This is a genomic window from Clostridium sp. AF27-2AA, from assembly GCF_003478505.1.
GTDB lineage: Bacteria > Bacillota > Clostridia > Lachnospirales > Lachnospiraceae > Brotaphodocola.
Genome location: NZ_QUFI01000007.1, coordinates 73,968 through 100,415 on the forward strand (window position 1 = coordinate 73,968; position 26,448 = coordinate 100,415).

At 49.1% G+C, this 26,448-nt stretch carries 22 protein-coding genes; 17 read left to right on the forward strand and 5 right to left on the reverse strand.

All coding sequences use genetic code 11. The annotated features are described in order from the left end of the window. Positions 1-13: 13 nt before the first annotated feature. Entirely contained in the window at positions 14-913 is a 900-nt protein-coding gene (locus tag DWY84_RS05710; RefSeq protein WP_118531637.1) for a LysR family transcriptional regulator, read from the reverse strand. Further along, complete coding sequence (locus DWY84_RS05715) at positions 910-1,893, reverse strand: LysR family transcriptional regulator (RefSeq protein ID WP_118531639.1); 984 nt, start codon at positions 1,891-1,893, stop codon at positions 910-912. The genes DWY84_RS05710 and DWY84_RS05715 overlap by 4 nt, the downstream gene beginning before the upstream one ends. Positions 1,894-2,148: 255 nt before the next feature. Here DWY84_RS05715 and DWY84_RS05720 point away from each other — a divergent pair, with 255 nt between their 5' ends. Together DWY84_RS05720 and DWY84_RS05725 are read left to right on the forward strand one after the other, a co-directional pair. After that, entirely contained in the window at positions 2,149-3,432 is a 1,284-nt protein-coding gene (locus DWY84_RS05720; RefSeq protein ID WP_182434925.1) for an SLC13 family permease, read from the forward strand. A gap of 26 nt (positions 3,433-3,458) precedes the next feature. Beyond that, the gene (locus DWY84_RS05725; protein WP_118531642.1) at positions 3,459-4,382 is read left to right on the forward strand and encodes an alpha/beta hydrolase; all 924 of its coding nucleotides are present in this window, start codon (positions 3,459-3,461) and stop codon (positions 4,380-4,382) included. A 518-nt stretch (positions 4,383-4,900) separates the two neighbouring features. Here DWY84_RS05725 and DWY84_RS05735 read toward each other — a convergent pair. Beyond that, positions 4,901-5,785 (reverse strand): LysR family transcriptional regulator, encoded by an 885-nt coding sequence (locus DWY84_RS05735; protein WP_118531643.1) that lies wholly within the window; start codon positions 5,783-5,785, stop codon positions 4,901-4,903. After that, a complete protein-coding gene (locus DWY84_RS05740) occupies positions 5,767-6,774 on the reverse strand; it encodes a LysR family transcriptional regulator (RefSeq protein ID WP_178716319.1) in 1,008 nt (335 codons plus the stop codon). Before DWY84_RS05740 ends, DWY84_RS05735 begins: the two co-directional genes overlap by 19 nt. Positions 6,775-7,026: 252 nt before the next feature. On the opposite strand from DWY84_RS05740, the gene DWY84_RS05745 reads away from it, so the two are divergent. The 10 genes from DWY84_RS05745 to DWY84_RS05790 all read left to right on the forward strand — a co-directional run bounded on the left by DWY84_RS05745 (position 7,027) and on the right by DWY84_RS05790 (position 17,799). Then, positions 7,027-8,133, forward strand: coding sequence for a tripartite tricarboxylate transporter substrate-binding protein (locus DWY84_RS05745; protein WP_118531646.1), 1,107 nt, complete (start codon positions 7,027-7,029; stop codon positions 8,131-8,133). A gap of 82 nt (positions 8,134-8,215) precedes the next feature. After that, positions 8,216-8,719, forward strand: a complete 504-nt coding sequence (locus tag DWY84_RS05750) for a tripartite tricarboxylate transporter TctB family protein (protein WP_118531648.1) — start codon at positions 8,216-8,218, stop codon at positions 8,717-8,719. Between the two features lie 21 nt (positions 8,720-8,740). Next, positions 8,741-10,234, forward strand: a complete 1,494-nt coding sequence (locus tag DWY84_RS05755; protein WP_118531650.1) for a tripartite tricarboxylate transporter permease — start codon at positions 8,741-8,743, stop codon at positions 10,232-10,234. A 215-nt stretch (positions 10,235-10,449) separates the two neighbouring features. Next, complete coding sequence (locus DWY84_RS05760) at positions 10,450-11,343, forward strand: alpha/beta hydrolase (RefSeq protein ID WP_243024774.1); 894 nt, start codon at positions 10,450-10,452, stop codon at positions 11,341-11,343. Positions 11,344-11,360: 17 nt separating this feature from the next. Then, complete coding sequence (locus DWY84_RS05765) at positions 11,361-11,819, forward strand: DUF3237 domain-containing protein (RefSeq protein ID WP_118531654.1); 459 nt, start codon at positions 11,361-11,363, stop codon at positions 11,817-11,819. A gap of 34 nt (positions 11,820-11,853) precedes the next feature. Beyond that, the gene (locus DWY84_RS05770; protein WP_118531656.1) at positions 11,854-12,777 is read left to right on the forward strand and encodes an alpha/beta hydrolase; all 924 of its coding nucleotides are present in this window, start codon (positions 11,854-11,856) and stop codon (positions 12,775-12,777) included. Between the two features lie 125 nt (positions 12,778-12,902). Beyond that, positions 12,903-13,877, forward strand: a complete 975-nt coding sequence (locus tag DWY84_RS05775; protein WP_118531658.1) for a mannonate dehydratase — start codon at positions 12,903-12,905, stop codon at positions 13,875-13,877. A gap of 256 nt (positions 13,878-14,133) precedes the next feature. Then, positions 14,134-15,432: an NAD(P)-dependent oxidoreductase gene (locus tag DWY84_RS05780; protein WP_118531660.1), complete on the forward strand. Its 1,299-nt coding sequence runs from the start codon at positions 14,134-14,136 to the stop codon at positions 15,430-15,432. A 339-nt stretch (positions 15,433-15,771) separates the two neighbouring features. Continuing rightward, positions 15,772-16,269 carry a tripartite tricarboxylate transporter TctB family protein gene (locus tag DWY84_RS05785; protein ID WP_118531662.1) on the forward strand — a complete coding sequence of 166 codons (498 nt, stop codon included), beginning with the start codon at positions 15,772-15,774 and terminating at the stop codon, positions 16,267-16,269. Positions 16,270-16,287: 18 nt separating this feature from the next. Continuing rightward, positions 16,288-17,799, forward strand: coding sequence for a tripartite tricarboxylate transporter permease (locus DWY84_RS05790; protein WP_118531664.1), 1,512 nt, complete (start codon positions 16,288-16,290; stop codon positions 17,797-17,799). Positions 17,800-17,893: 94 nt separating this feature from the next. Here the strand turns inward: DWY84_RS05790 and DWY84_RS05795 are convergent, their stop codons facing one another. Then, entirely contained in the window at positions 17,894-18,817 is a 924-nt protein-coding gene (locus DWY84_RS05795; RefSeq protein ID WP_118531666.1) for a LysR family transcriptional regulator, read from the reverse strand. A 291-nt stretch (positions 18,818-19,108) separates the two neighbouring features. Between DWY84_RS05795 and DWY84_RS05800 the strand changes: the two genes are divergently transcribed. The 5 genes from DWY84_RS05800 to DWY84_RS05820 are packed head-to-tail and all read left to right on the forward strand — an operon-like array spanning position 19,109 to position 26,445. Beyond that, positions 19,109-19,738, forward strand: a complete 630-nt coding sequence (locus DWY84_RS05800) for a TetR/AcrR family transcriptional regulator (protein WP_118531668.1) — start codon at positions 19,109-19,111, stop codon at positions 19,736-19,738. 52 nt (positions 19,739-19,790) lie between these two features. Continuing rightward, the gene (locus DWY84_RS05805; RefSeq protein WP_118531670.1) at positions 19,791-20,954 is read left to right on the forward strand and encodes an efflux RND transporter periplasmic adaptor subunit; all 1,164 of its coding nucleotides are present in this window, start codon (positions 19,791-19,793) and stop codon (positions 20,952-20,954) included. 27 nt (positions 20,955-20,981) lie between these two features. Then, positions 20,982-24,023: an efflux RND transporter permease subunit gene (locus DWY84_RS05810; RefSeq protein ID WP_118531672.1), complete on the forward strand. Its 3,042-nt coding sequence runs from the start codon at positions 20,982-20,984 to the stop codon at positions 24,021-24,023. Between the two features lie 28 nt (positions 24,024-24,051). Then, the gene (locus DWY84_RS05815; protein ID WP_118531674.1) at positions 24,052-25,221 is read left to right on the forward strand and encodes a TolC family protein; all 1,170 of its coding nucleotides are present in this window, start codon (positions 24,052-24,054) and stop codon (positions 25,219-25,221) included. Positions 25,222-25,233: 12 nt separating this feature from the next. Further along, positions 25,234-26,445: a TolC family protein gene (locus DWY84_RS05820; protein WP_118531676.1), complete on the forward strand. Its 1,212-nt coding sequence runs from the start codon at positions 25,234-25,236 to the stop codon at positions 26,443-26,445. The last annotated feature ends 3 nt before the right edge of the window (positions 26,446-26,448 follow it).

Here is a 26,448-nt window from a genome sequence, read left to right on the forward strand (position 1 = left end):
CAGATAAGCAAGTTTATGCTGTTTGCCGGTTCTCGGCCTGCTTTAAAAGCAGCAGGATCAGATCACGTACCGGCCTTGTTAAAGCATTGCTTTTGGGATAAGCAATGGCAATTTGAAAGGTAACCTGTGGCTTGAGAGAAAAGAGCCTGCAGCCATGGAGCTGCCCACCCGCAGAACGCGGGAGAAAGGCAATGCCTTTTCCGTTTGCAACCATGTTTCCGGATGCGTTGATATCACTGATCTCGCACAGAATGTCCGGCAGAAAAGAAAGCCCGGTCAGAATGTTTTGTTCAAGGCTGTGAAAGAAGCTGTTGTGCTGGTTCAGGATAAAGGATTCTCCGGAAAGCATGGATAAATCAGCACCATGTTGTTCAAAATCAGGAATAACCGAATGGTTTTCCGGAATGGCAAGCATCAGCTCTTCTTCGCGCAGAGGAAGAAATTCCAGCATACTGTGACCGCCTTCCCCAGTCGCAACGACAGCAAGATCGGCCATGCCGTTGGAGAGATAATCCTTTGCAGCAGATGCGTTTCCGTTGATGGTGCTGAGTACAATATCCGGGTGCAGCTTGCGGAAATCCGGCAGAATCTCTGTGGAAAAATCTGGCAGCAGGATATTATTGTAGATAAAGGTGATCTGATGCCTGCCGGACTGGGAGAGCTTTCGGATATCATTCAGTGCGCGCTCATAAATGTTCTGGATGGAGCGAGCACCGTTTACATATATTTTTCCGGCATCAGTCAGGTGCATTTCGTTTTGTTCACGTGCAAAGAGCTTTGTGTCGAGGCTTTCTTCGACCCGTTTCAACTGTCGGCTCAGCGCAGGCTGAGAGAGGAGCAGACGGTCTGCAGCCTTTGAGATGGATTTCTCTTCGGCAATCGCAATGATATAATCCAGTGTCTGAAAGGTCATAAGGAACCTCCTTCTGTGTGAAATTCATCCCAGATATTCCGTGCGGCTTCGTTAAAATCCGGAGTATAGTAGGGAACATGAAAGTCATTTTGTATCATCAGGTAGATAAAATACCGTTCACTTTCTGATAATACCGTTCCTTTTTTTGTCACTACGCACAGATTCAGATAGTAACGCGGGGAAAGGGAGAGGTAGGCGATATCCGGATCATCCATGAGTGCGGTAGAACGTGGTTGAAAACCAATGCCGGAGCCATTTCGGACCATGTTGCGTATGACAAGGTTGTTACCGCTTTCAAATACCACGGTAGGAGAAAAACCGGCCTGATGGAATATATAGTCCGAGATGGTCCGGATGCTACTGCCCGGACTCATAAGGATAAAGGGAGAGTCGGACAGCTCCTCTGGTGAAACCTGCGGGAATTCCATGGAGGTGTTTTTGGGGCGGTGCGCCAGCGGATGGAAGGCCGGGACAGCGACAATGACCTCTTCCCGAAAGAGAGTGATATAGTCAAAATCTGCCGATTCCGTGTCAAAGCAGGTGCCGAGAGAGCAGGAAGCCATTCCATTTTGTACCATATTGCGCAGTTCCTGCATGTAGCCCTCCTGAAGCCGCAGACGGATATTCGGGTACCTGGCAGAGAAACGGGCGAAGATCTTGGAGGCCACCTCAGAACCTCGCAGTGGGGTGACACCGATACGAATCTCTATGGGCGGAGCAGTCGTGAGCTGACGGATGGACTGAAGCGTCTGCTCCTGTGTGGCAAGAATGCGTCTGGCTGCTTCCAGATAAATCCGCCCTGCCGGAGTCGGGATCAGCTTTTTTTTATCGCGAAGGAAAAGGTCGATGCCCAGTTCCTGTTCAAGATTGGACAGAAAAACACTTAGAGTTGGCTGAGAGATGCCAAGCTGTTTTCCGGCAGCGGAAAGGGTGCCGGCTTCTGCTAGCGCTATGATGTAAGACATATTTTTGATCTGCACTGGAGAATCCTCCTTTTATGGATATCCTATAGAATGAGTATAATATATCTGTTGAAGAATATCAATGATATATAGTTTTTTGTAATAGTATATATAGCGAAACATGGATTGTACATTCTATGGCAAAATGATACAATTTCACCATAAACAAGAAAGATAGAAAAGCTTCAGGTGTGTAATGGTAGGCCGATTATCATGAACAGTACCGGAAGTCCAGACTTTTTTATCAAAAAATGTAATGAGGGAGAAATTGAGATGAATGTACAGATGATAATGGCATTATGCATCCTGGTATTTATGGTAGTAATGCTCCTGACCCATGTGCTTCCATATGGTGTCACAGGAATGATCTGCTGTGTCCTTTTTGTATTTACCGGAGTGTTAGATTTAAAGACGGCCTTTTCCGGCCTTTCCAGCAGTACTACATTGATGATCGCACCAATGATCGTAGTTGCGACTGCCCTTGGCAAGACAAGCCTGATCCACCGTCTCAGAGGTGTGATGGGCAAGCTTCAGGGAAAAAGCGGAGCTATGCTGGTTCTTGGTTTATGTGGCATGACAATTCTTTTGTCTCAGCTGATGGGACAGGTCGCATGTATTTCCGTTATGCTTCTGTTTATCCAGACCTTTGATGATGACAGTGAGTATTCCCCGTCCAGACTGCTGTTTTTAGTTGCAACGGTAAACTGTCTGGCAACTTCCAAATTCCCGATCGGCATGGGTGCTACGATGCCAGGCACGATCACTTCTTACTATCAGGGACTTGTTGGTCCGGAGGATTATCTGGGAATTGCTGATTTCTGCAAGGCTGGAATCCTTCCGCTGATCGTGGGCGTCATTTATTGCCTGATCTTCTATAAGCTGATTCCGAACGGAACGATTGATAAGTCCCAGGTGAAAGATGTTAAGGATGCAGCGCCGATCTCCAGAAAAGATGAATATTTTATTTTTGGTGTATTTGCAGCAATCATGCTGGGCTTTATGTTTACCAAGCAGCTTGGAAGTGATATTACCAACGTGATTCCGGCAGCAGGCCTTCTGGTTCTGATCGTGTTTAAGGTTCTGGAGATTCCGGAAGTGATGAAGACCCTTACCTGTGATATGGTATGGATGGTGGCAGGAATGAGTGTAGTTTCAACCGCACTTTCCAAGACCGGTGTCGGTGAACTGATCGGACAGAAGGTTTTAAATATCCTGGGTGGACATCCGAGCGGATTGTTTGTAAGTATTGTCTTCTGTGTGGCATGTGCACTGATGACAAACTTTATGTCTAACATGGGTACCATGGCGCTGATGAGTCCGATCGCAGCTTCTACCGCGCTGGCAGGCGGCATGAATGTGAAAGCAGTCGTGCTTTGCTGCTGCGTATCTGCATGGCTGGCATTTGTAATGCCGACCGGCTGCTCCGGCACGATGATGGCATTTGGTATCGGTAATCAGAATCCGCTGAAGACGCTTAAGTTTACCTTACCGCTTCTGATTCTTACCTTGATCGCACTGATCATCGGCATTAATATTTTCTTCCCGATTTACGGTTAAGAGAGGGAAATAAGGAGATAAAAGTCATGAAAACAATATTTAATCCGGGAACAAAGAAAAAAACACTGACTCTGGTCGATAATGTAGTGTATTCCACGGTAAAAGATTTAAACGGGGATCCGCTGGAGCTGAAGCTTTCGGTTCTGCTCCAGAACGGAAACAGTGAGATGCGTGCTGCAATGGGGGAAGATGATCCGAAGGAGGATCACAGTCCGAAGCCGGCACTGGTATGGGTACCGGGCGGCGGCTGGAAAGGCACAGACAAGAATATGATGCTGGGGGAGATGACAGAATTTGCAAATGCCGGATATGTGGTTGCTTCGATCTATTACCGCAGCAGTGCTCAGGGGCATTATCCGGATCAGCTGATCGATGTGAAAACGGCAATCCGTTTTCTGCGTGCTCATGCAGCGGAGTTCGAGATCAATCCGGAGAAGATCGGTATCTTTGGCCGTTCGGCAGGTGCACATCTGTCAGCAGCAGCAGCTATGAATCAGGATGGTTTTGACAGTGAGGAATGGAGCGGCTATTCCTCTAAGGTTCAGGCATGCTGTGATATGTTCGGACCGGTTGATATCAAGGCGTTGATGGAAAATGAAGAAAAGCAGTTTTCAAATCCGTCTGCACGCTGGCACAGTGTTGAGGAAACCCATGGAGGATGTCTGTTGGGAGGAGATCCGGCAACGATGAAGGAGCGCGGTGCGAAAGCAAGTCCGGTCAATATGGTAAATCAGGATATGTGCCCGATTCAGATCCTTCATGGTGATAATGACCCACTTGTTCCGGTAGAGATCAGCAGTGAGACGCTTTATCAGAAGATTGTGGCTGCCGGTATGGAAGATAAAGTGGATTACTATGTGATTCCGGGCGCAGGTCATGGAACGAGAGAGTTTTTCCAGGATGCCACGAAGGAATTGCAGATTGCATTCTTTGATAAGTATTTAAAGTAAGTTCGTTAATTAACAACCCCACACGTTATACCAGAAACTTATAAAATGGCTTGAATCCCACGGATTTAAGCCATTTTTTCGTATGATAGGAAATTCCTCCACTCGGAGGAAGTCATACTAAAAATGCCCGCTTTTATGCGGGCACCAAAACAAGACGATTACTGAAAGAAGTCGATATAGAAACCTTCTTCGGGTTCTTCACCATCCCAGTCATCATCTTCAGTTAGAAAATAGTGCATATCCAAAAGGTCTGAATCCGACATGTTCTTAACGAGTTTTGCTGTCATACCTTCTGGTGGATGAGCAAAGAAATAAAATCCAGTGCAGGGATACATTTTTTAACAAAAGCATTGTCTTCATGGCGATGATAATGGAAAGTAACATTTTTACCATCATAAGAATCAATGCGGTTTAAGGCAATGACAGGGCGTCCAAGATAGCGGCTGATATATTTGGTGACTGTTTTAGTATCGCAAAGATTAGGTTTGGCATAGACGTAGAAGCCGTTGGAATCTTTTTTACAGTGCGGAATGTTCAAAATGCGTCAGCAGAAGCCGGATCAGCTGCTTCATAGGCTCAGAAAGCGTACAGGTCTTTGGGTAAGCGGCTACAATGTAAAAGGTAAACGGAGGATTGAGGGAATACGTGCGGAAGGTGTCCCCCTCGTGGTGGGAATCGCCTGGTACAAACGCATTTCCAAGTCCTTTGTTTAACATATAGCGGCGGGAAACATTATCCTCGACCTCACAGATGACGTTGGGCTGCAGCTGCATCGCGCGGAGGATCTGTTCTTCACTGTCACGGGCAAAAGAGGGGGCGTGGGTGAGAACAAAGTAATCATCCCGGAGTTTTTCGAAATTACCGGCATGGATCTCTTCCTGGGAGACTTCCGGATGACCATCCGGGAGAGCGAGTAGAAGTTCTCCGGTCCACAATGGAAGATATTCCAAAACGGTGTGCTCTAAGGAGGCCGTAAGCACAATCCCAAGATCTGCCCTGCCCATGATCAGATCTTCCTTGGCCTTTGGGCTGTTGCAGCGCTGGGACAGGATTTCAATGTCCGGATATAGTTCGCGGAATGCAGGCAGACATTCGATGGCGGATGAGGTCGCGCAGGCAAAACGGAGCGTGTTTTTATTACTGCGACTCATGGAGGAAATCTTTTTTAAGGCTTCCCGCTTGATCTGCAGGATAGAATGTGCCCCATTGATATAGATTCTCCCGGCATCGGTGATGGAAAGTCCATTTTTTTCCCGCAAAAACAGCGGGGTTCCAAGCTCGTCTTCCAGCTTTTTTAACCGCTGGCTGAGTGCTGGCTGGGAAAGATAGAGACGCTCGGCTGCTTTGCTGAGGCTTTTTTCTTCTGCAATGGCAATGACATATTCTAAGATTTTGGTGTCCATGTGTGGGTTCTCCGTTCCGTATCATATAATTCGTATTCTTTTAAAAGTCTTTTGGCATTGGCATTCGGATTGAAACGGTAATTTGCCCGTTTGCTTTCCTGCAGATAGTTTAAATAGATCAGGAAACGTTCTTCCTCGCTCAGAATGTGATCGGGAGCGGACATGATGGTCATATGCACGGAATAAGACGGTTTCAAAGAAAAGTAGACCAGGTTTTTGGAAGGCTCCACATGACCGCGTCCAAGCAGCGCTACACCGGCGCCCTGGTCTGCCATGTGCTTTAAGATCAGGTTGTTGTCGGATTCGTAAACAACGGTCGGCTGCATCTGGTTCTGCTGAAAAATCATATCCGCAGTCTGCCGTATGGTTGAATTTTCCGTAGCGAGCAGGAACGGGGTGTCCTGAAATTTACGGATATCAATCGCGGTCAGGTGATCGAGGTCCTGGCTTGCCTGGTAGGCAAGAGGATGGAAGGAAGGAACGAAAAGAACCAGTTCTTCTTCATGGAAAGAAGTATGGATGATATCGGGTTCGTCCGGGTCGTTGCAGGTGCCAAGTGCCAGTTCGACGCTGTGGTCCTGGATGGCGCGGCGCAGTCCTGCCATATAACGTTCTTTCATCTCGATTTTTACATTGGGGTAACGGCGGTGAAACTGGTTGAAGATCTGGGCGATGGCGATGGAACCGCGCAGCGGAGTCACGCCAATGTGCAAGGTTTTCTGGTAACCGTTGGAGAGCTCGGAAATAATCTGATATGTCTGCTCTTTCACACCGATGATACGGGTAGCGGCTTCCAGATAGATTTTCCCTGCAGCGGTTGGATACAGCTGTTTTTTATAACGAAGGAATAATTCCGTTCCCAGTTCATCTTCCAGTTCTGCCAGGTATTTGCTGAGCGCCGGCTGGGATACTCCGAGTTCTTTGGCAGCAGCAGACAGATTGCCGGTTTCGGCGATCGAAAGCACATAAGTAAGTTGTCTGGTATTCATGTGACAGCCTCCATAACAAGCATCGCTGTGTGCAAAACGCAGGAGCAACAATGTATAACTTTTACTTATATGATATATAAAATTAACCTGTTTGTCAATCGTCATATTGTGTATTATAATACAGACATAGATGAGAAAAGAAATACAGATTGACTCATCAGAAACAAAATCGTAAATTTTTTCATAACAGGTAATCGGGAAAAACTATAATTATTTGTTATGAATTAGAAAAAAGGAGAGGGAGAAAACACTATGAAAAAGAACAGATTATTTGCAGCAGCTATGGCAGCATGTCTGACCGCAGTAAGCCTTGCAGGATGCGGATCATCCTCAAGCTCTGAGACCACTGCAGCAGCAACGACCGCTGCAGCAACAGAGAGCAAAGCAGAGGGCGGCGATACCGCAGCAGCAGGCGATGCAGTAGGTCCGTGGAAATCCGGCGACAACGTTTACATCGACGTTCCGGCAAAAGCAGGCGGCGGTACTGACCTGTACACCCGTTATTTAACCCAGGCTCTTGGCGAGGTTTGCCCAGGCGTAAACTTCGTTGTAACCAACTACGATACCGGTGAAGTTGGTATGGAGCACACCAAGAACGCAGCAGCAGACGGCTTAACCCTGGTTACCTGCCACGGCGGCGCTATCATCCAGTATCTTGCTGGTTCTTCTGAAGTTAACATCAAAGATGACTTAAAGGTTGTTGGTATCATGAACCAGGGCGGTCCGCAGGCCATCATCGCAAAACCGGGCGCTCCGTACAAAAACTTTGCAGAGCTGGCTGATTATATCAAAGCTAACCCAGGTCAGGTAGTTATCGGTTGTTCCTTAGGCGGTACCACCCAGGTGCTCTTCACTTCCCTGGTTGAGGCTCTGACCGGTGATGCAAACTCCGTAAACTATGTACAGTGCTCTTCCGAGGCTGATAAGCTGACCAACGTTGCAGCAGGTTCTATCGATATTGCAAACTGCTCTATCCCGAACGCAGAGTCTTACGATGCTGACAACAAGATTACCGTACTGGGAAGCCTTGGACCGAAAGTAGCAACCCTTGAGAACATGAGTGAGCTGGTTGGTACTGAGCTGGATGAGAAGTTCGCTACTACCCAGGAGCAGGGTATCGATGTAACCTGGGATTCCAACTACTATGTACTGGCTCCGAAGGATACTCCGGATGAGATCTGCGAGGCAATCAACGAGGCTCTGTGCAAAGCCAGCGAAGTTCAGTCCTTCATCGATGGCAACAACTCCATGGCTACCTACATTGCAGCTGTAAACTATGAGGATACCAAGAAAGCTCTGGATGACGAGTGGGCATTCCAGGATGGCCTTGTATCTTCCATGGGTCTGAAGGTTCGCTAAAAAACCGAACAGAAACGAAACTAAAAAACATGTCCGGCTGTCCTTACGGGCAGCCGGATTTCTTTTTAAGGAGAGATTTCCTATGAAAAAATTGAATCGTACCTATATCATGGGTATTGTGTTTATCATTCTGGCTCTGTGGGTTCTGTTCCAGACCACACAGATTCCGGAAAAACTGGTTTCCAACGAGCCGGGACCAAAGCTGTTCCCGTACATTTCCGCGATCGGCATGATCGTCATGGCAGTTCTGTCCATGATCTTCGATGGTAAAAAAGAAGCAGAAGATAACAAAAATGGCGCTGCTCCTTACCTGGATGCAGCAGGATGGAAACGTCTGGCACTGATCATGGTTGAGTGTATCGTATTCTGCGTAGCCATGAACGTAATTGGTTTTTGGATCACTGCCATGGTTGGCATGATGATGTTCATCATGACCCTGAAAGTGGACAAGAAGATCAACCTTGTATTTGCAATCGTATTCAGCATTGCACTGGGCAGCCTGTGCTACTTCGGATTTACCAAGGGCTTCAACATCCCGCTTCCGAAGGGTTTGATCTGGAGTTCCCTTGGCATTAAGATGCCGTAAGCAAGAAGGAGGAAATAGAAAATGGCTAGTTATCTTTCAGCACTTGGCGTTTTGTTCCAGCCGATGAACTTCATCATGATGTACCTGTGTTCCTTGGTCGGTTGTGTACTTGGTGCAATCCCTGGTCTTTCCGGCGGTCTTGGTATCACCCTGATTCTGCCGATGACGTTCGCATTAAACACAAACTTAAGCTTTGCAATGCTGCTTGGTATGTATGTCGGCGGTGTATCCGGTTCTTTCATCGCAGCAGTATTAGTCGGAATCCCTGGTTCCGCAGCTTCCATCGGTACCTGTTATGATGGTTATCCGATGACCCAGAAAGGTCAGGCAGCACGTGCGCTGACCATCGGTATCACCGGTTCCTTTATCGGTACCCTGGTTTCTATCATCGTTGCAACCCTCTGCTCTACCTTCATTGCAGATGTTGCCCTGATGCTTGGACCGTGGGAGTACTTCAGCCTTTGCCTGATGGCAATCACCATGGTAGTTGGTTTAAGCAACGGTTCCATTTTCAAAGGTCTGTTAGCTGCATTCTTTGGTCTGTGGCTTTCTACCATTGGTTCCGATATGGTTACCAACCAGCTTCGTTTCACCTTTAAGAATACCAACCTGTATGGCGGTATCAACGTTGTCTGCCTTCTGATGGGTACTTTCGCACTGCAGCAGGTAGCAACCAGCTACGCAAAGAACAATCTGGATATGCCGGAAGTAGATGCAGGTTCCTTAAAGGGATTTGGACTTAGCTTTAAAGATTTCAAAGCAAACTTAAAGACTATTATCACTTCCCTGTTCATTGGTCTGTGGATCGGCTTCCTTCCGGGCATGGGTTCCGGTATCTCCAACCTGATCGCTTATGGTCAGGCAAAGAAGATGAGCAAACATCCGGAGAAGTTCGGTACCGGTATCGATGAAGGTATCTGGGCAACCGAGGTTGCAAACAACGCAGGTGTCGGCGGCGCAATCATCCCGATGATCGCTCTTGGTATCCCTGGCGATGCAACCACCGTACTGTTAATGTCTGCCATGACCATTCACGGACTGCAGGCAGGCCCGATGTTCATTAAGAACAACCCGCTCCTTGCAAACTTGATCTTTGCAACCGTACTGGTATCTGCAATCCTCATCTTTGTAACCGAGCTGTTTACCAAACGCTGGTTCCCAATGCTGTTAAAGGCTCCGTACCATTACCTTTACAGCGCGATCCTCATGATCTGCTTCTTAGGTGCTTACTCCGCATCTACCTCGATGTTCAGTGTTTACCTGGTACTGGTATTCGGTGCCGTTGGTATCCTGATGGAGTTCTTCAAGATGCCGGGTACCCCGTTAATGCTTGCATTCATTCTGGGAAGCAAGATTGAGAGTTACTTCCGTATGGGCTGCTCTTACGCAAGAGGCGATATGACTTCTTTCGTAACCCGTCCGATTTCCCTGATCTTCATCCTGATCGCTGTTTACAGTGTGGTTGGACCGATCATCACAAAAATGCTGAAGAAACGGAAAGCAGCAGCAAACTAGGCAGAATGGGTGTCGGTATAGGTCGGCAACAAGAGATGTAAACCAAACTGTTTTTAGAACAGCAGTGAGATAAGGTGAGAAGCCGGAGCTAGAAATAGGCTTCGGCTTTCTTACTGCCAAAAATCGGAAAATCGTTAAGAAAATTAGAAAAATTGAGAAAGACAGAATAAATCAGAAATCAGAATACGTTGAATGACATGAATGGAGGACAAGTGATGCTGACACAGGAACAAAAAGAGACCATGATCGCGGCACTCCGCGGCAAGAGTGTGGCAAAAGAGAACATTACCGAGGAATACAAAAAGAACCTGGACCTGGCCGAGCGCGAAGAAGTCAAAGTGACGACTTCCGAGGGACCGGTTCCGTGCTATATCTTTACAGCGAAAAACCGTACCAAAAACTGTCCGGTACACATCAACGTACACGGCGGCGGATTTGTACGCCCGCATGTGCTGAGAGATGAGATCTACTCTGCAAAGGTGGCAGATGCGATCCAGGGAATCGTTGTGGATGTGGATTACAGCCTGGCTCCGGAGTATCCGTACCCGAAGGCATTCAACGAGACCTATGAAGTATGCAGATGGGTATTTTCCATGCTGGAGCACTGGGATGCGGACAGCAAACGCGTATCCATGGGAGGACACAGCGCAGGTGCAAACCTGACTGCCGCTGTCTGCTTAAAGGCAAACCAGACCAAAGAGTTCCAGTTCTGCCTGCAGGTTCTGGATTATGGCGCATTCGATATGGTAACTGACCCGGCAGACAAGCCGGAGGCAGCAACCAACATGATCCCGGTAGAGCGTGGCAGAATGTTCAGCCTTGCTTACACCGACGGGAATCCGGAAACCTTAAAGGATCCGTACTGCAGCCCGCTTTTAGCAACCGATGAGATGTTGAAAGGGCTTCCGGAAGCGCTGATCACCAGTGCCGGACATGATAATTTCCGTTTCGAGGATGCGGATTATGCAAGACGTCTGGTATTGGCCGGAGTAAAAGTTACCCAGAAATGCTTCTTAAATTCTTACCACGGCTTCATCGTTCACTGCACGGATGAGTGGGAAGAAGGACAGCAGCTCGTAATTGATACGATCAAACAGGCATCCCTGTAGAATGGAGGAAACAATCGATGAACGTTCAGTTAGATGCAGAACTGGTTATGGAGCTTCGTGCAGATTGTCCGGAGGAGGACAGACTGGTTGTCGGAGGCAATGACTGGGGATATTTAAAGGTGATCCAGATCAAAGGCGGCCATTTTGAGGGCGAGAAGCTCCGTGGTCGTGTTGTACCGGGCGGTGCAGACTGGAATATGGGAGTCGGCGGAGACACGGAGGATACCGTAAGCTCCAGAACCGTATTCGCAAAATATTTGCTTCAGACCGATGACGGTGTTTACATTGCCATCGAAAACCTTGGCTATAAATATGCAGACCAGGAGAAGAACAGCGTCATCCAGACCCGTCCATCCTTCCATGCGCCAAGAGGAAAATATGAGTGGCTGAACTATGGTGTCTATGTCGGAAGTCTTTCCGGAAGCACCGTAGACGGAGTCCGTGGTGTCAATATTAAGATTTATAAAATGATGTAAGCATAAGTGAGGCAGGCAGAAAGGAGCCGGAATTATGAAAAAAGTAATCAAACCGGGCAGGGCAAGAAAGAGCATTAACTTTATTGATAATATCGTATATTCCAGACAGAAAGACCTCGAAGGCAATGAGATGGAGCTGAAGATGTCCATCATGCTGCAGAACGGAAACAGCGAGATGCGTCTGGCATCCGGACATGACGATGAGGCAGACGACAAGACTCCGAAGCCGGCAATTCTGTGGGTTCCGGGCGGCGGATACCGTGGATGCGATAAGAACCTGATGGTAGCGGAGATGGCATTTTTAGCAGATGCCGGATACGTGGTTGCTTCCATGTATTACCGCAGCAGTGCCGAAGCACATATGCCCTCCCAGATCATCGACGTAAAGACTTCGATCCGTTTCCTGCGTGCCCATGCAGATGAGTATGAGATTGATCCGGACCGCATCGGTATCATCGGTAGATCTGCAGGCGGACATCTTTCTGCACTGGCTGCCATGAATTCCGATCTGTATGAGAGTGAAGAGTGGAGCGGCTATTCTTCCAAAGTGCAGGCTTGCTGCGATATGTTCGGACCGGTTGATTTCTTAAAGCTGATTGAGATTGATGAGCATGAGATTGCCACCAACCCGAATTTCCGCTGGAAATCCATGGCGGAGACGCATGAGGGAGCACTGATGGGCGGAGACCCGGCAACCTTAAGAGAGCGTTCCAAAGAGTTCTGCCCGCCGTACATTCTGACCAAAGAGATGTGTCCGATGCTGATCCTGCATGGAGACTGCGACAAGCTGGTTCCGTGCTCCATCAGTGAGGAATTCTATGATAAGATCGTGGAGGCAGGTATGGAGGACCGTGCAGATCTTTACATTCTTGCAGGCGCCGGACATGGAACCAAAGAGTTCTTCCAGCCGGAGACCAAGGAGATTATCTGTGCGTTCTTTGATAAAAATCTGAAATAAAATCTAAAACATGACAGTTTCAAAGCCGACTTTGCTGCACAAAACAACAGAGTCGGCTTTTTCAAAAAGTAGATTGTAACAGAGTAAAAAAGCAAATCCCAAAAAGAAAGAAGAGGATCAGAAATATGATGAAAGTACAGGTACCGATGTGGTCAACTGCCAGCGATGCAGAACTTCAGTTTTACCGGGAGATGGGCGTGGAGTATATCTCGGTCATGTTTCACGAAAACGACTGGGATTATGAGCGTGTGTCCCGCCTGCAGGAGCGCATGGCAAAGTTTGATCTGAAGATTACGGACGCAGGAAGCTTTTCCGTGTTTAAAAACCCGATCATTCATCTGGGACTGGAAGGCCGGGACGAGCAGATTGCGCGCTATAACCAGTTTACTACGGTTATGGGACAGTGTAAGATTCCGGTCTGCTCCCTGGCATGGCAGCCGGACGGTGCAGTGCGTTCCTACAAGAGGGTAGGAGAACATACCCGCGGTTCTGTCAGCGGGATCGTAGACATGGAGGAGATCGCAAAGCGGGAGGCGAGCCATGGACGGGTTTATTCGGAAGAAGAAATCTGGGATAATTTCAAATATTTTCTGGACCGGACACTCCCGGTATGTGAGAAAGCCGGTGTAAAGATGGCGCTTCACCCGAATGATCCGCCAGCTGCCTGTGTCATGGGAGTACCGAGCCTCATTTACAACAGCGATGGCTTTAAGCGTGCATTTGAACTGGCTGGAAACAGCCTGTATCTGGGCATGAAACTTTGCGTGGGCTGCTGGCTGGAAGCAGGGGAGCAGTTTGGCAACCTGATGGAAGACATCCGTTATTTTGTGGAGCAGGGCAAGGTGCTGGCTGTCCATTTCCGCAACTTAAGTGCTCCGATGCCATATTTTGAGGAAGTACTTCTGGAAGATGGCTACGCAGACATGTATGAGATCATGAAGCAGTTGGTGCGCTGCGGCTGCGACGCCCTGATTTCGGTAGACCACGCATCCCACGGCGTTCCGGAATTCGGAGGAATGGCGGGTGCGTACGGATATTCCACTGGATATATGAAGGGGCTTCTGTATGCGGCAGAGCAGGAAGTGAAGCGCGTTCGTTAATTAACAACCCCACACGTTATACCAGAAACTTATAAAATGGCTTGAATCCCACGGATTTAAGCCATTTTTTCGTGCATGTCCGGTATAGGGAATCCGCACATTGTACGAAATTTAAAAATACTTGTTTGCTTTTTAACTTAACTTGTATACAGCATACAACAGATGTAAAATAAAGTCGTAGTTGAGAAAAAGTGAAATGAAAACAAGAAAACCGGTCTGTCTGAGAAACGGCCGGAACAAAAAGGGAGAGTAAGTTATGGCAGTACATGTAATTAATGAAGCAAACCGTTGTCTGAATTGCAAGAAACCGATGTGTATGCAGGGTTGTCCGATCCATACCCCGATCCCTATGATGATCAAGGCATTTAAAGAAGGAAACTTAAATGAGGCGGGGGAGATGCTGTTTGAGAACAATCCCATGTCCATGATCTGTTCCCTGGTCTGCAACCATGAGAACCAGTGTGAGGGGCATTGCGTGCTGGGCCGCAAGGGGGAGCCGGTGCATATCAGCAGCATTGAGAATTATGTTTCCGATACTTATTTTGATAAAATGCAGATTCCGTGCCAGCCGAAGAATGGCAAGAAGGTTGCTGTGATCGGTGCTGGCCCTGCAGGTATTACCATCGCCATTCTGCTGGCGAAGAAGGGCTATGGCGTGACGATCTTTGATTCCCGGGATAAGATCGGCGGTGTGCTGCAGTACGGTATTCCGGCGTTCCGTCTGCCGAAGTCTATTCTGGAGCGGTATAAGAACAAACTGCGCGAGATCGGTATTAAGATCCGCCCGAACACCACCATCGGCGGCGCGCTGGAGATCAAGGATCTGTTCCGGGATGGTTACCAGAGCATTTTCATCGGAACCGGTGTATGGAGACCGAAAACGCTGGGAATCAAAGGTGAGTCTCTGGGAAATGTACACTTTGCGATTGATTATCTGGCAAATCCGGATTCCTATGATCTGGGTGATCATGTGGCGATCATCGGCATGGGCAATTCTGCCATGGATGTGGCAAGAACTGCTCTGCGCAAGGGCAGCCGTCATGTAACGCTGTATGCCCGCGGACTGACCAGCCAGGCAAGTGAGCATGAGACAGCCTACGCAAAGCTGGACGGTGCGGAGCTGGCATTTGGCTGGCAGCCGGTGGAAATCAACGATGATGGCCCGATGTTTAAAAAAGTCCTGTTTGACGAAGATGGAAATCAGACCGGAATGGATCCGACTCCGGTTCAGGTACAGGCGGACAGTGTGATCATCTCGATCAGTCAGGGACCGAAGAGCAAGCTGGTCAATACGACAGAAGGCCTGAAGGCTTCCGCGAACGGACTTCTTGTGACCAACAGCTTCGGAGAGACGACGCATCCTGGTATTTTCGCTGCCGGTGATGTGGTATTAGGTGCAAAGACGGTAGTGCAGGCAACTGCGTATGCGAAGCAGGTGGCAGAAGCTATGGACAAATACATGCGAGGGGAGCTTGGGGTACCGGAAGCAGAAACGTCTGCAGCAGAGGTACCGGCGGCCAAAACACCGGCAGCAGACGCACCGGAGCAGGCATAGGCCAGATAAAAAAGAGCGATAAGATAAAAGAAAAATAAAAGGTTTATAAATTCAGAGAATTCTGAATTTATAAACCTTTTTTGATGCGCATAGAAAAATATACATCTTTTGTTTGCTTCTATATGGATTTTTTACGCTTTGATAACGAAAATTATATGGAAATTCATGGTTCTTAACACAAATTAAACTATTAGAAAAACTTTATAAAATCGCAGTTTGGCGAATTTCCATTTTGAATCATGCGTTGTTATAATCCGGGTAAGAGGTGCGAAACGAGTACCGGACAGAAGCTGGGAAAGAGAATAAACGCAGTTCAATAAGAAGAAGGAGATGAGAGGTATGTTTTTTAAAAAGTACGGAGACATCGTAGTTGGCGTATTTTTCATGGTGCTGGGAGCTTTGCTGGTCATCCTGGCTCAGGCACTTCCGAAATCCAAAGTCATGGAGATCGGACCGGATTTCATGCCTACGGTAATTGGTTCAGTTACCTTTATCCTGGCAGCAATCCTGACATTTTTAAGTATCAAAAATTTCAAAATGCATGGGAAGGAGCTGGAGCATGCGGAAATCCCGGATTGTGATTACAAGCGTGTAATCTCCAGTATTATTCTGGTCCTGATCTATGTGTTTATCCTTCAGCCGATCGGATTTATCATTTCGACTCTGCTGTATCTGATGTTCCAGATGGTGGTTCTGTCACCGGATGACGAGCGTGACGGAAAGCACATCATCCGTCTGGCCGTGATCAATGTAGTGTTTACCCTGGCAGTCTTTTTCCTGTTCCGTTATGGCTTCAAGATCGTGCTGCCGGCAGGTATTTTTACGATTCGATTATAATAAGGAGGACAAAAGATTATGCAGGCATTGGGACTTTTAGGAAGTGCGTTTGTCGGTATTTTACATCCGGCCTCCATCCTTATGATGATTGCCGGTGTTGCGATTGGTATTGTATTTGGTTCTATCCCGGGACTGTCCGCGTCCATGGCAGTAGCGCTGATGCTGCCGCTTACCTTCAGTATGACACCATCTATGGGACTTAATACACTGGTAGCGGTTTATATCGGAGGTATCTCCGGCGGACTGATCTCTGCGATCCTGTTAAATATGCCGGGTACGGCATCTTCCATTGCGACCTGTTTTGACGGTCATCCGATGGCAAAACGCGGTGAAGCCATGAAGGCTCTGGGACTTGGTATTGTGTTCTCGGCTCTTGGTTCCATTTTCTCTTTCCTGATTTTAACCTTCTGTGCACCGCTTCTGGCAGATGTTGCCCTGAAATTTACTCCGGCTGAGAACTTCGGTATCTGCTTCTTCGCACTGACGATGGTAGCGATCCTTTCTTCCGGTAACATGATCCGCGGTCTGCTGGCCGGTCTGTTCGGCCTGATGTTTACCCTGGTCGGCATGGCTCCGATTGACGGAACACCGCGATTCACCTTCGGTTCACACAACCTGATGGCAGGCTTTGACACTCTTCCGACTCTGATCGGTATCTTTGCGATCGCGGATATCCTGGTTACCGCGGAGAGCATGAAGGGCGGACGTGTAGAAACCATTCCGATCAAGAAGGTAAAAGGCTTTGGCTTTAGCTGGCAGGAATTTGTGTATCATCTGCCGAACTTCTTCCGTTCCGCGCTGATCGGTACCGGTATCGGTATTCTGCCGGGTATCGGCGGTTCTACCTCCGGTATGCTGTCTTACGTAACTGCAAAGAACATGTCCAAGCATCCGGAGGAGTTTGGTAAGGGCTGCCCGGACGGTGTTGTAGCAACTGAGTCTGCCAACAACGCGACCATCGGAGGCGCTATGATCCCGCTTCTGGTACTTGGTATCCCGGGTGACGGCGTTACCGCAATGATGTTAGGCGGCTTCCTGATCCATGGCCTGTCTGCAGGCCCGCTGCTTTTCGTGAAAAATGCAGATGTTGTATATGGAATCTTCGCAGCCTGCATGCTGTGTACCGTGATCATGCTGGTAGTTGAGTGGACCTGTATCAAGGGCTTCGTTCAGGTGTTAAAGGTTCCGAAGCACATCCTGCTTCCGCTGATCCTGGTTCTTTGCTGTGTCGGCGCGTATGCGACCAACAACCGGATCTTTGATGTACAGTCCATCCTGATCTTCGGTATCGTAGGTTATGTGTATCATAAATTCAGCTTGCCGACTACTCCGTTTGTTCTGTGCTTCCTGATCGGTGAGATGCTGGAAACCTACTTAAGACGAGGTATCATGCAGTACAAGTCCTTTGGCGCATTCTTTGCAAGACCGATCTTTGATGCATTCTTCTTTGTTGCCATCGGAGTTCTGGTATGGACCGTCATGAAGGAATTAAAAGCTTACAAGATCAAAAAACAGAGCATCGACCAGTAACCGCTGATCCAGAAAAACAGAAGCAAAGGTCCCGTAAAAGCACGCCGGAGATGGCGGCTTTTGCGGGGCCTTTATGGTTAAAAGAGAATCAGGCTCAGATCTGATCCGGCTGGATCGTTTTCCACCACTCACTGGCGAGCCGGATGAATTCCCGGGCGCCGGTGCTTAAGTAGCCGGTGGTGGGATAGCTGACGGTAATGTCCCAGGAGGGATGTCCCGGCAGACGGAAACAGGCCAGCTCATCCGATGGGATCCTTGTATAGTACCAGGGAACAATGCCGCAGCAGATGGTGGATTTTACCAGGGATACAATACCGGCGGTGTTGTTGCTTTCAAACAGGACGTTTGGCTGAAAACCGCTGCGGGCAAAGATCTGGTCACAGAGGCTGCGCAGCGTGGAATTGCGGTCCATCAGTACAAAGGGCTCGTAACGGATCTCGTTTAAATCCAGTGTGGCCAGGGGTTCTCCCGGTGGGGCAGCTTTTTGCGCCACCGGGTGGACGGCCGGGATGATGGCGATCAGTTCTTCGCTCCCAAGTACCTCATACTGGTTTTTCTGCCAGTCGGATCTGGAAAGGACCTGAAAGCCGACATCCAGATCTCCGGCGGCAATGGCAGCCTGCTGGGGGGCTACCCGCATTTCCAGAGGCCGTATGGTGAGGTTTGGCATGGAGCGGTGAAGCTCCGGGTAGATGGCGGTGAACATATCAAGCCCGCGTCCGGGGCAGAGACCAATGTTTAAAAGTCCCTTGCGCAGGAGGGAAACATCGTAGAGCTGATTATAAGTATCTTTTTTGATCTGCATCATTTTTCTGGCGCCCTCCACATAGATGCGCCCGGCATCGGTCAGGCACCACTTGTTTTTGGTGCGCTGAAACAGAGGCGTGCCAAGCTCCCGTTCCAGCTTTAACAGCTGCTGGTTTAAGGCAGACTGGGTAATGAACAGCTTTTCTGCTGCTTTGGTGATGTTGTTTTCTTCTGCGATCTGCAGAATATATTCGATTTGTCTGGTGTCCATGGACATCCTCCGTGTGTTATTCTTCTGATTTTTCCATTTCAGAAATAAATTTCCGATTCTATTGTAACAGTAAAATAAGAAAATGCGTCGGGAGAGTAAAATCTTAACGGAACTCTAACAGAAGGCGTTAAAAAACTGTAAAGAAAGTATAAAATATTTCCGGAACACTTGACAATGTGACAGGCTGTCATTATAATATGACACATTGTCACACTAAAAAGTGACAGATTGTCATAAAATAAACAAAATGAAATATTTTTACAAAAGAGAAACGGGAAGGAGGTGCTTAACATGCCTACGGAACGATTTTATCGTCTTCCGGAAGCGAAAAAGCAGGTGATCCGGCAGGCCGCCATCAAGGAATTTGCGCGAGTTCCCTTTGAGAAGGCCTCCATCAACCAGATCATACAGAACGCGGATATTTCCCGCGGAAGCTTTTACACCTATTTTGAAGATAAGCAGGATGTGGTCCGCTATATTTTTGAGGACAATGCGAGACAGATGCAGGAATGCTGCGAAAGGGAGCTGGACAAAAATGACGGTAATCTCTTCGACATGCTGGAATGGCTGTTTGAGTTTACGATCCGCAAGCTGGAAGAGTCGAAGGAGATGGTACAGCTGGTGCGTAATGTCTGCTCCTACCAGGAGAATACCAGGGCCATGGGCTTTGAAATCGGATACAGACCGCCCATGGGAAGCCCGGGAAAAGAAAAAACGACCCAGTGGCTCGCAAAACGGATCCGTATGGAGCGGTTTGCAAGACGTTCGGAGGAGGAACTGGATGTTGTGCTGCAGCTTGGTGTTACATCCCTGATTTTAGCGGTGCGCTTTTACTATGAGCAGCCGGATCAGCTGGATCAGATCCGGAAACGTTATCTGGATTCCCTGGAAGTGATTAAGCATGGAGCCCTGATTTCGTAATAAGTATGAAAGAATCACGATCATAAAAAGTGGAAAATAAGAGGAGACAGCTATGAAAAAGAAAGTGGTAATTGCAGGAGTGGTCGTAGCGGTGATTGCGGTTGCGGCCGGCATCAGCGCAATGCGCAAAAAGCCGGTGGAGGAGGAAACCCTTATTCCGGTGGTGAATGTAGAGAACCCGCAGATGGGAAGTATTGAACTGTACCGCAGCCTGGTGGGCAAGGTAGAGCCGTCTGATGTGGTTTACATTTATCCGAAGGCAGCCGGTGAGATCACCGATGTGTTCGTAAAAGCAGGTGATATGGTACAGGAGGGACAGCCAATCTGCAAGATCGATACCAAGCAGGTAGAGGCAGCAAGACTCCAGATGGAATCCGCGCAGCAGGCTATGAATGACGCCAATACCAATCTGGGACGTCAGCAGGCGCTGTTCGCGGCAGGTGATATCGCAAGTGTGGCATTTGAGCAGGCTCAGACTCAGGCCAAGAATGCCCAGATCGCCTATGATTCCGCAAAGCTGAACTATGATTATCAGGTGGAGTTTGCAAACGTGACTGCACCGATTTCCGGCAAGGTGGAGACCTGCAACATTGAGGTGCACGATAACGTGGCTTCCCAGGTGCTTCTGGCCGTGATTTCCGGCGCTGGCAGTAAGTCCATCACCTTTTCTGTTCCGGAGAAGGTGGTAACCGAGCTGCATGTAGGCGATCCGATCAGCGTAGATAAGAATGGTACCGATTATCAGGGCACCATTAATGAGGTCAGCAGCATGATCGACGATTCCACCGGACTCTTTAAGGTAAAGGCCTCCGTGGAGAACGGCGATGCGCTCCCAACCGGTTCCACCACTAAGCTTTCCGTTATTTCCGACCGTGCGGACAACGTGCTGACCATTCCGGTTGACGCGGTTTACTATTCCGGCGGAGATGCTTATGTGTATACATACGATAACGGAACCGTTCATTACGTTCCGGTGGAGGTTGGCTTATACGATTCCCAGAAGGCACAGATCCTTTCCGGCATCAATGCATCCGATGAAGTGATCACCACCTGGAGCTCTGAGCTGTACGAGGGTTCCCAGGTACAGAAGGCAGACCCGAATGCGGCAGCAGATACCCAGGCAGCAGATGCATCGGCAGAGACCTCTGCTGATGCGCAGAGCGCAGACAATGCAGAAAGCACAGAGGCTTCCGGCGAAGAGACAAGCGGCAACTAGTGTGAGAGCAGAAGGAGGAAAACATCAATGGGATTAACAAAATCAGTCCTGAAGCGGCCGGTTACCGTTGTTATGGTAATCCTGTGCCTGATCGTGTTCGGTCTTCAGTCTGTTCTTGGCGCAAAGCTGGAGCTGATGCCGACCATGGAAATGCCGGTACTTATCGTGTATTCCGTATATCCGGGAGCCAGCCCGGAGGATGTAAATGATCTGGTAAGTACGAAGATCGAGAAAGAGATAGGCTCCTTAAGCGGTGTTGATACCATTCAGTCCCGCTCCATGGAAAACGTATCTCTGGTCATCATCCAGTATGATTATGGCAAAGACATCGATGAAGCATACGATGACTTAAAGAAGAAGATGGATGCCCTGGAGGGAGATCTCCCGGACGACTGCAATGCCCCGGTTATCATGGAGATGAATATTGACGAGATGGATACCGTGTCCCTGTCGGTCAATAACAAGGCGCAGTCCGACCTTTACAACTATGTAAACAACAAGATCGTTCCGGAGTTTGAGAAGATCACCACCGTTACCGATGTCAGCATCAGCGGCGGACAGAAGGAGTACATTCAGGTACAGCTGATTCCGGAGAAGCTGGAGCAGTATCATTTAAACCTTTCTTCTGTGGCTACTGCCATCGGCAGCGCAGACTTTACCTATCCGGCCGGTGACACCATTGTGGGAGGCCAGAAGCTTTCCGTCAGTGCCGGAACCCAGTATGACACAGAAGAATTATTAAAGAGCATTCCGTTAAATCTCGGAAATGGCAATGTGATCTACCTGTCTGATGTCGCAAACGTTCAGATGGCGAAAGAGGATGCCAGCAGTATTGCGCGTTATAACGGTGAGGATACCATTTCCATCGGTATCAAGAAGCAGCAGAGCGCTTCTGCGGTGGATGTTTCTAAGGCAGTCAAGAAGACCATCAAGAATCTGACCGATGCAGATGAGAATCTGGAGATCATCACCGTAAGTGATACCAGTGATGAGATCAACTCTTCCTTAAAGAGCGTTATGCAGACCATGGTGATGGCAGTTGTGGTCTCCATGCTGATCATCTTCCTGTTCTTTGGTGAGATCAAGGCATCCCTGATCGTTGGTACCTCCATCCCGATCTCCATCCTGGCTGCCCTGATCCTGATCCAGGTTATGGGCTTCTCCTTAAACGTAGTTACCTTATCGAGCCTGGTACTTGGTGTAGGTATGATGGTAGATAACTCCATTGTAGTGCTGGAGAGCTGCTTCCGTTCCACCAAGGGAAAAGGCATTGTGGGATACCGGGAGGCTGCCCTGGAGGGAAGCGGCATTGTGCTGCAGTCCATTATCGGAAGTACCGTGACCACCTGTGTTGTATTCCTGCCGCTGGCTCTGCTTCAGGGCCTGACAGGCCAGATGTTCAAGCCGTTAGGCTTTACGATCATCTTCTGTATGGTGGCATCCCTCATCAGTGCAATGACCATCGTTCCGCTTTGTTACTGCTTCTACCGCCCGCAGGAGAAGGAGGAATCTCCGGTCGGTGCTTTGATCCGTGCCATGCAGAATGGCTATCGCAGCATCATGAAGGTGCTGCTGAAGAAAAAGAAAACCGTCCTCTTCACTTCTGTTGCATTGCTGGTGGCTGCCTTCTGGATGGCTTCTCAGCTGCGCATGGAGCTGATGGTTTCCGATGATACCGGTGAGATCTCTGTCAGCATTGAAACCCGTCCGGGTCTGACCCTGGAGGAGGAAGACAGGATTTACGAGCAGGTAGAGAAGATCGTTACCGCAGATGAAGACCTGGATTCCTATATGTTAACCTCCGGTGGAAGCGGTATGTCTGCCATGACCAGCTCCGGCGCAACGCTGACTGCTTACTTAAAGGATGACAGAAAGCGTGAGACCAATGAGGTCATCAAGGAGTGGAAGCCGCTGTTAAACCAGATCGCAGGCGCAAACATTTCCATGGACATCGCGTCCTCGTCTACGATGACTAGCAGCACCAGCGGTATTGAGTATATTTTACAGGGTACCCAGTACGATGAGCTCAAAAGCGCATCTGACCAGATTACCAAAGAGCTGCTTGCACGTCCGGAGGTTTCCAAGGTGCACAGTACCCTGGAGAATGCGGCGCCGGTTGTCAAGCTGAACATTGATGCTGTGAAGGCAAACGCGGAGAATATCACTCCGCTTCAGATCGCAGGCACCGTCAGCAGCATGCTGGGCGGCAAGGAAGCAACCACCTTAAACGTAGATGGCGATGATGTCAGTGTTATGGTCGAGTACCCGGAGGATGAGTACGACACCATCGACAAGCTGAAGGGCATTGTTCTGACCGGAAACGCAGGCGGCTCCGTGGCACTGGCAGATGTGGCAGATATTGTTTTCCAGGACAGCCCGAACACCATTACCAGAAAGGATAAGCAGTATCAGGTAACCATCACCGGTGATGTTCCGACCGATGATGCCCGCCAGATCGATGCGATCGAGAATAAGTTATATAATGAAGTAGTAAGCAAGCATTTAACTTCGACCATCACCCGCGGATTAAACTCCCAGGATGAGAGCATGAAGGAGGAGTTCGGAAACCTGGGCACCGCGATCATCACGGCAATTTTCCTGATTTTCGTAGTCATGGCGGCACAGTTCGAGTCACCGAAGTTCTCTCTGATGGTCATGACCACCATTCCGTTCTCCCTGATCGGTTCCTTCGGACTTTTATACCTGGCGGACTGCCCGATCAGTATGGTATCCCTGCTGGGATTCCTGATGTTAGTCGGAACCGTAGTAAACAACGGTATCCTGTATGTCGATACCGTAAACCAGTACCGCATTGAGATGGACCGCGACACCGCCCTGATCGAGGCCGGCGCGACCCGTCTGCGCCCGATCCTGATGACAACGTTAACGACCATTGTATCCATGATCCCGATGGCGCTGGCCTACGGTGACAGCGGTAAGAGCATGCAGGGCCTGGCCCTGGTAGATGTGGGAGGTCTCGTGGCTTCCACTGTGCTGGCACTCTTAATGCTGCCGATCTACTATGAGGTTATGAGCCCGAAAAAGAAACCAGAACCCCATTACGATTAATAAGCCAGACGGCTTCGGAGGATGTTAGATGAAACGATTAAAACAGGCATTATCTCTGGGAATGGCCGGAGTGATGATGACAGCAGCGCCGGTCACGGCGTTTGCTGCCAGCCCGGAGTTTTCACGCAGTGCAGAGGAGTGGGCGAAGCTTCGCGACAATACCATTGAGTATGATGAACTGGAAGGCCTGATCCAGGAATACAACGCCACGGTCCAGACCAACAATCTGGATCTGGCAGAGTTCAAGCGCAAATACGGAGACACCAAGGATGATGTCTCCTCCAAATACCGTGATATGGCAGATGAGATTTATTCCAGCATTACCTATCCGGACAGTGATGAAATGACTTACGGAATGATGGTAGGTTCTGTGGTGATGGCAGAGGTTCAGGCAAAAAATATGGAGCAGCAGGCAGACGATAACCTGCAGGACAGTGAAATTGTCTATCTGAACTACAAGTCCGCGGAGAAGACTCTGGTAACGGTAGCCCAGTCCAATATGATCAGTTATGAAAAAGACCAGCTGGCTTTAAAACAGGCGGAGCTGGCAAAGCGGCAGGCGGAGATTGCCCTGACCTCCACCCAGACCCATGCCTCTCTTGGCATGAGTACCGAGGTGGATGTGCTGAACGCGAAGGAAAGCATTCAGAACGCGGACCGAAACGTGGAATCTTCCAAAGCGGCCATTGAAAATGTGCGCCAGAAGCTGCAGGTCATGCTTGGCTGGAAGTACAACGATACCCCGGAGATTACCGAAGTTCCGGCATCGGATATGAGCCGGATCGCGGCAATGGACCCGGCTGCAGACAAAGATCAGGCACTGGAAAACAACTATACGCTGAAAGTAAATAAAAAGAAACTGGCCAACGCCACCAGCGATAACACCAAAGAAAGCCTGCAGAAAACCATTGAGGATAATGAGAGAAAGATTGGTTCCGCTCTGGTGACCAATTACCAGAATGTGCTGACCGCGAAGCTGGCCTATGACCAGGCGGAGGCAAATCTGGAACTGGCAAAGCGGAATCTGAACAGTCTGCAGCTGCAGTTTGCTCAGGGAAAGGCCAGCAGAAACCAGCTGGAGAACCAGCAGATTACCGTTGAGAATGCGGAACTTTCCTTAAAAACTGCGGACCTGACTCTGTTCCAGACCATGGAGACTTACGACTGGGCTGTGAATGGCCTTGCAAGTACCTCATAAGGAGCGTGTGAGATGAGAAGAAAAAATCAGATCCTGGCTCTGGGGCTTGCGGCGGTTCTTACGGCGGCATCCGCGGTCCCGGCTTTTGCCGGGTACGCGCCTACCGGACCGGGAGCGGAGCCGGAGCCTGAAAAATATGACGCGGCAACGCTGTCGAAACTGCAGGATAACGTATTGGAGTACGACGAGCTTGCCCTGCGGGTGCGGGAATATAATCCGAATATCTCAGAGGCCTGGAGAAAATATGGGGAGTCCAAGGAAGACTACCAGAATATGCTGACGGAGCTGGAAAGCACCTACGATGATTCCATGGACAATATTGACGCGGTGCTGAAACCGCTGAAGCAGGCAGAGAAGCTGATGCCGCAGTTAAAGGGAACGGTAAAACAGATGTCATCGTTAAAGAGCGGTTATCACAGCCTGGTTCAGGGAATCCGCGATACGGTGACGAACTGGGATACCAGCAAACGTAATACTTCCCAGATCCGGCAGTATGAAAAACAGGTGATCTCCGGTGCCCAGAGTGCCATGATCGGTTACAATACCATTGTGGACAACAAGGCTACACTGGAGACTATGGTAGACCTGTATCAGAAGCAGTGTGACATGTACCAGCGGATGGCCGCTCTGGGACTTGCGAACCAGACGGATGTAGTCAGCGCGCAGACCTCCCTCATCGGGGCAAAGTCTCAGCTGGCTTCCCTGCAGTCCCAGCAGGATAGTGTATACCGTACCCTTTGCCTGCTTCTGGGCTATGATACGGACAGCGGCGTGGAGATCCGGAATCTTCCGGACTTTGACATGAGCCGCCTGGATGGCATGAATCTGAAGGCAGATACGAAGAAGGCCATCGGCAACAACTATACACTCATTGGTCAGAGAACCTCTGCCAAGGGAGAGACCAATGCCCAGATCGCGGCGCGATTAAATACCATTGAAGAAGGGGAACAGAAGCTGACCATTGAAATGCAGCGCCTGTATCAGGATGTGCTGGATAAAAAGGCAGCCTATGAGGCAGCCATGACTGGCTATGAGGCGGCGGAAAAGAGCAATGGAGCTGCCCAGAGACAGTATCAGAACGGTCTGCTTTCCGAGATGCAGTATGTGGGGACCCAGATCAGCTACAACCAGAAGAAGGCGGCAAAGGAGTCCGCGGAGCTGGATCTGTGGACTGCCATGAATGCCTATGACTGGGGCATTGAAGGGCTGGCGGCTGTAGAGTAAACA

Excerpts from the sequence above, each read along its gene's own strand:
- DWY84_RS05710 (WP_118531637.1), bottom strand. The coding sequence starts at position 913 with ATGACCTTTCAGACACTGGATTATATCATTGCGATTGCCGAAGAGAAA.
- DWY84_RS05720 (WP_182434925.1), top strand. The coding sequence starts at position 2,149 with ATGAATGTACAGATGATAATGGCATTATGCATCCTGGTATTTATGGTA.
- DWY84_RS05725 (WP_118531642.1), top strand. The coding sequence starts at position 3,459 with ATGAAAACAATATTTAATCCGGGAACAAAGAAAAAAACACTGACTCTG.
- DWY84_RS05735 (WP_118531643.1), bottom strand. The coding sequence starts at position 5,785 with ATGGACACCAAAATCTTAGAATATGTCATTGCCATTGCAGAAGAAAAA.
- DWY84_RS05740 (WP_178716319.1), bottom strand. The coding sequence starts at position 6,774 with ATGAATACCAGACAACTTACTTATGTGCTTTCGATCGCCGAAACCGGC.
- DWY84_RS05745 (WP_118531646.1), top strand. The coding sequence starts at position 7,027 with ATGAAAAAGAACAGATTATTTGCAGCAGCTATGGCAGCATGTCTGACC.
- DWY84_RS05750 (WP_118531648.1), top strand. The coding sequence starts at position 8,216 with ATGAAAAAATTGAATCGTACCTATATCATGGGTATTGTGTTTATCATT.
- DWY84_RS05755 (WP_118531650.1), top strand. The coding sequence starts at position 8,741 with ATGGCTAGTTATCTTTCAGCACTTGGCGTTTTGTTCCAGCCGATGAAC.
- DWY84_RS05760 (WP_243024774.1), top strand. The coding sequence starts at position 10,450 with ATGCTGACACAGGAACAAAAAGAGACCATGATCGCGGCACTCCGCGGC.
- DWY84_RS05765 (WP_118531654.1), top strand. The coding sequence starts at position 11,361 with ATGAACGTTCAGTTAGATGCAGAACTGGTTATGGAGCTTCGTGCAGAT.
- DWY84_RS05770 (WP_118531656.1), top strand. The coding sequence starts at position 11,854 with ATGAAAAAAGTAATCAAACCGGGCAGGGCAAGAAAGAGCATTAACTTT.
- DWY84_RS05775 (WP_118531658.1), top strand. The coding sequence starts at position 12,903 with ATGATGAAAGTACAGGTACCGATGTGGTCAACTGCCAGCGATGCAGAA.
- DWY84_RS05780 (WP_118531660.1), top strand. The coding sequence starts at position 14,134 with ATGGCAGTACATGTAATTAATGAAGCAAACCGTTGTCTGAATTGCAAG.
- DWY84_RS05785 (WP_118531662.1), top strand. The coding sequence starts at position 15,772 with ATGTTTTTTAAAAAGTACGGAGACATCGTAGTTGGCGTATTTTTCATG.
- DWY84_RS05790 (WP_118531664.1), top strand. The coding sequence starts at position 16,288 with ATGCAGGCATTGGGACTTTTAGGAAGTGCGTTTGTCGGTATTTTACAT.
- DWY84_RS05795 (WP_118531666.1), bottom strand. The coding sequence starts at position 18,817 with ATGGACACCAGACAAATCGAATATATTCTGCAGATCGCAGAAGAAAAC.
- DWY84_RS05800 (WP_118531668.1), top strand. The coding sequence starts at position 19,109 with ATGCCTACGGAACGATTTTATCGTCTTCCGGAAGCGAAAAAGCAGGTG.
- DWY84_RS05805 (WP_118531670.1), top strand. The coding sequence starts at position 19,791 with ATGAAAAAGAAAGTGGTAATTGCAGGAGTGGTCGTAGCGGTGATTGCG.
- DWY84_RS05810 (WP_118531672.1), top strand. The coding sequence starts at position 20,982 with ATGGGATTAACAAAATCAGTCCTGAAGCGGCCGGTTACCGTTGTTATG.
- DWY84_RS05815 (WP_118531674.1), top strand. The coding sequence starts at position 24,052 with ATGAAACGATTAAAACAGGCATTATCTCTGGGAATGGCCGGAGTGATG.
- DWY84_RS05820 (WP_118531676.1), top strand. The coding sequence starts at position 25,234 with ATGAGAAGAAAAAATCAGATCCTGGCTCTGGGGCTTGCGGCGGTTCTT.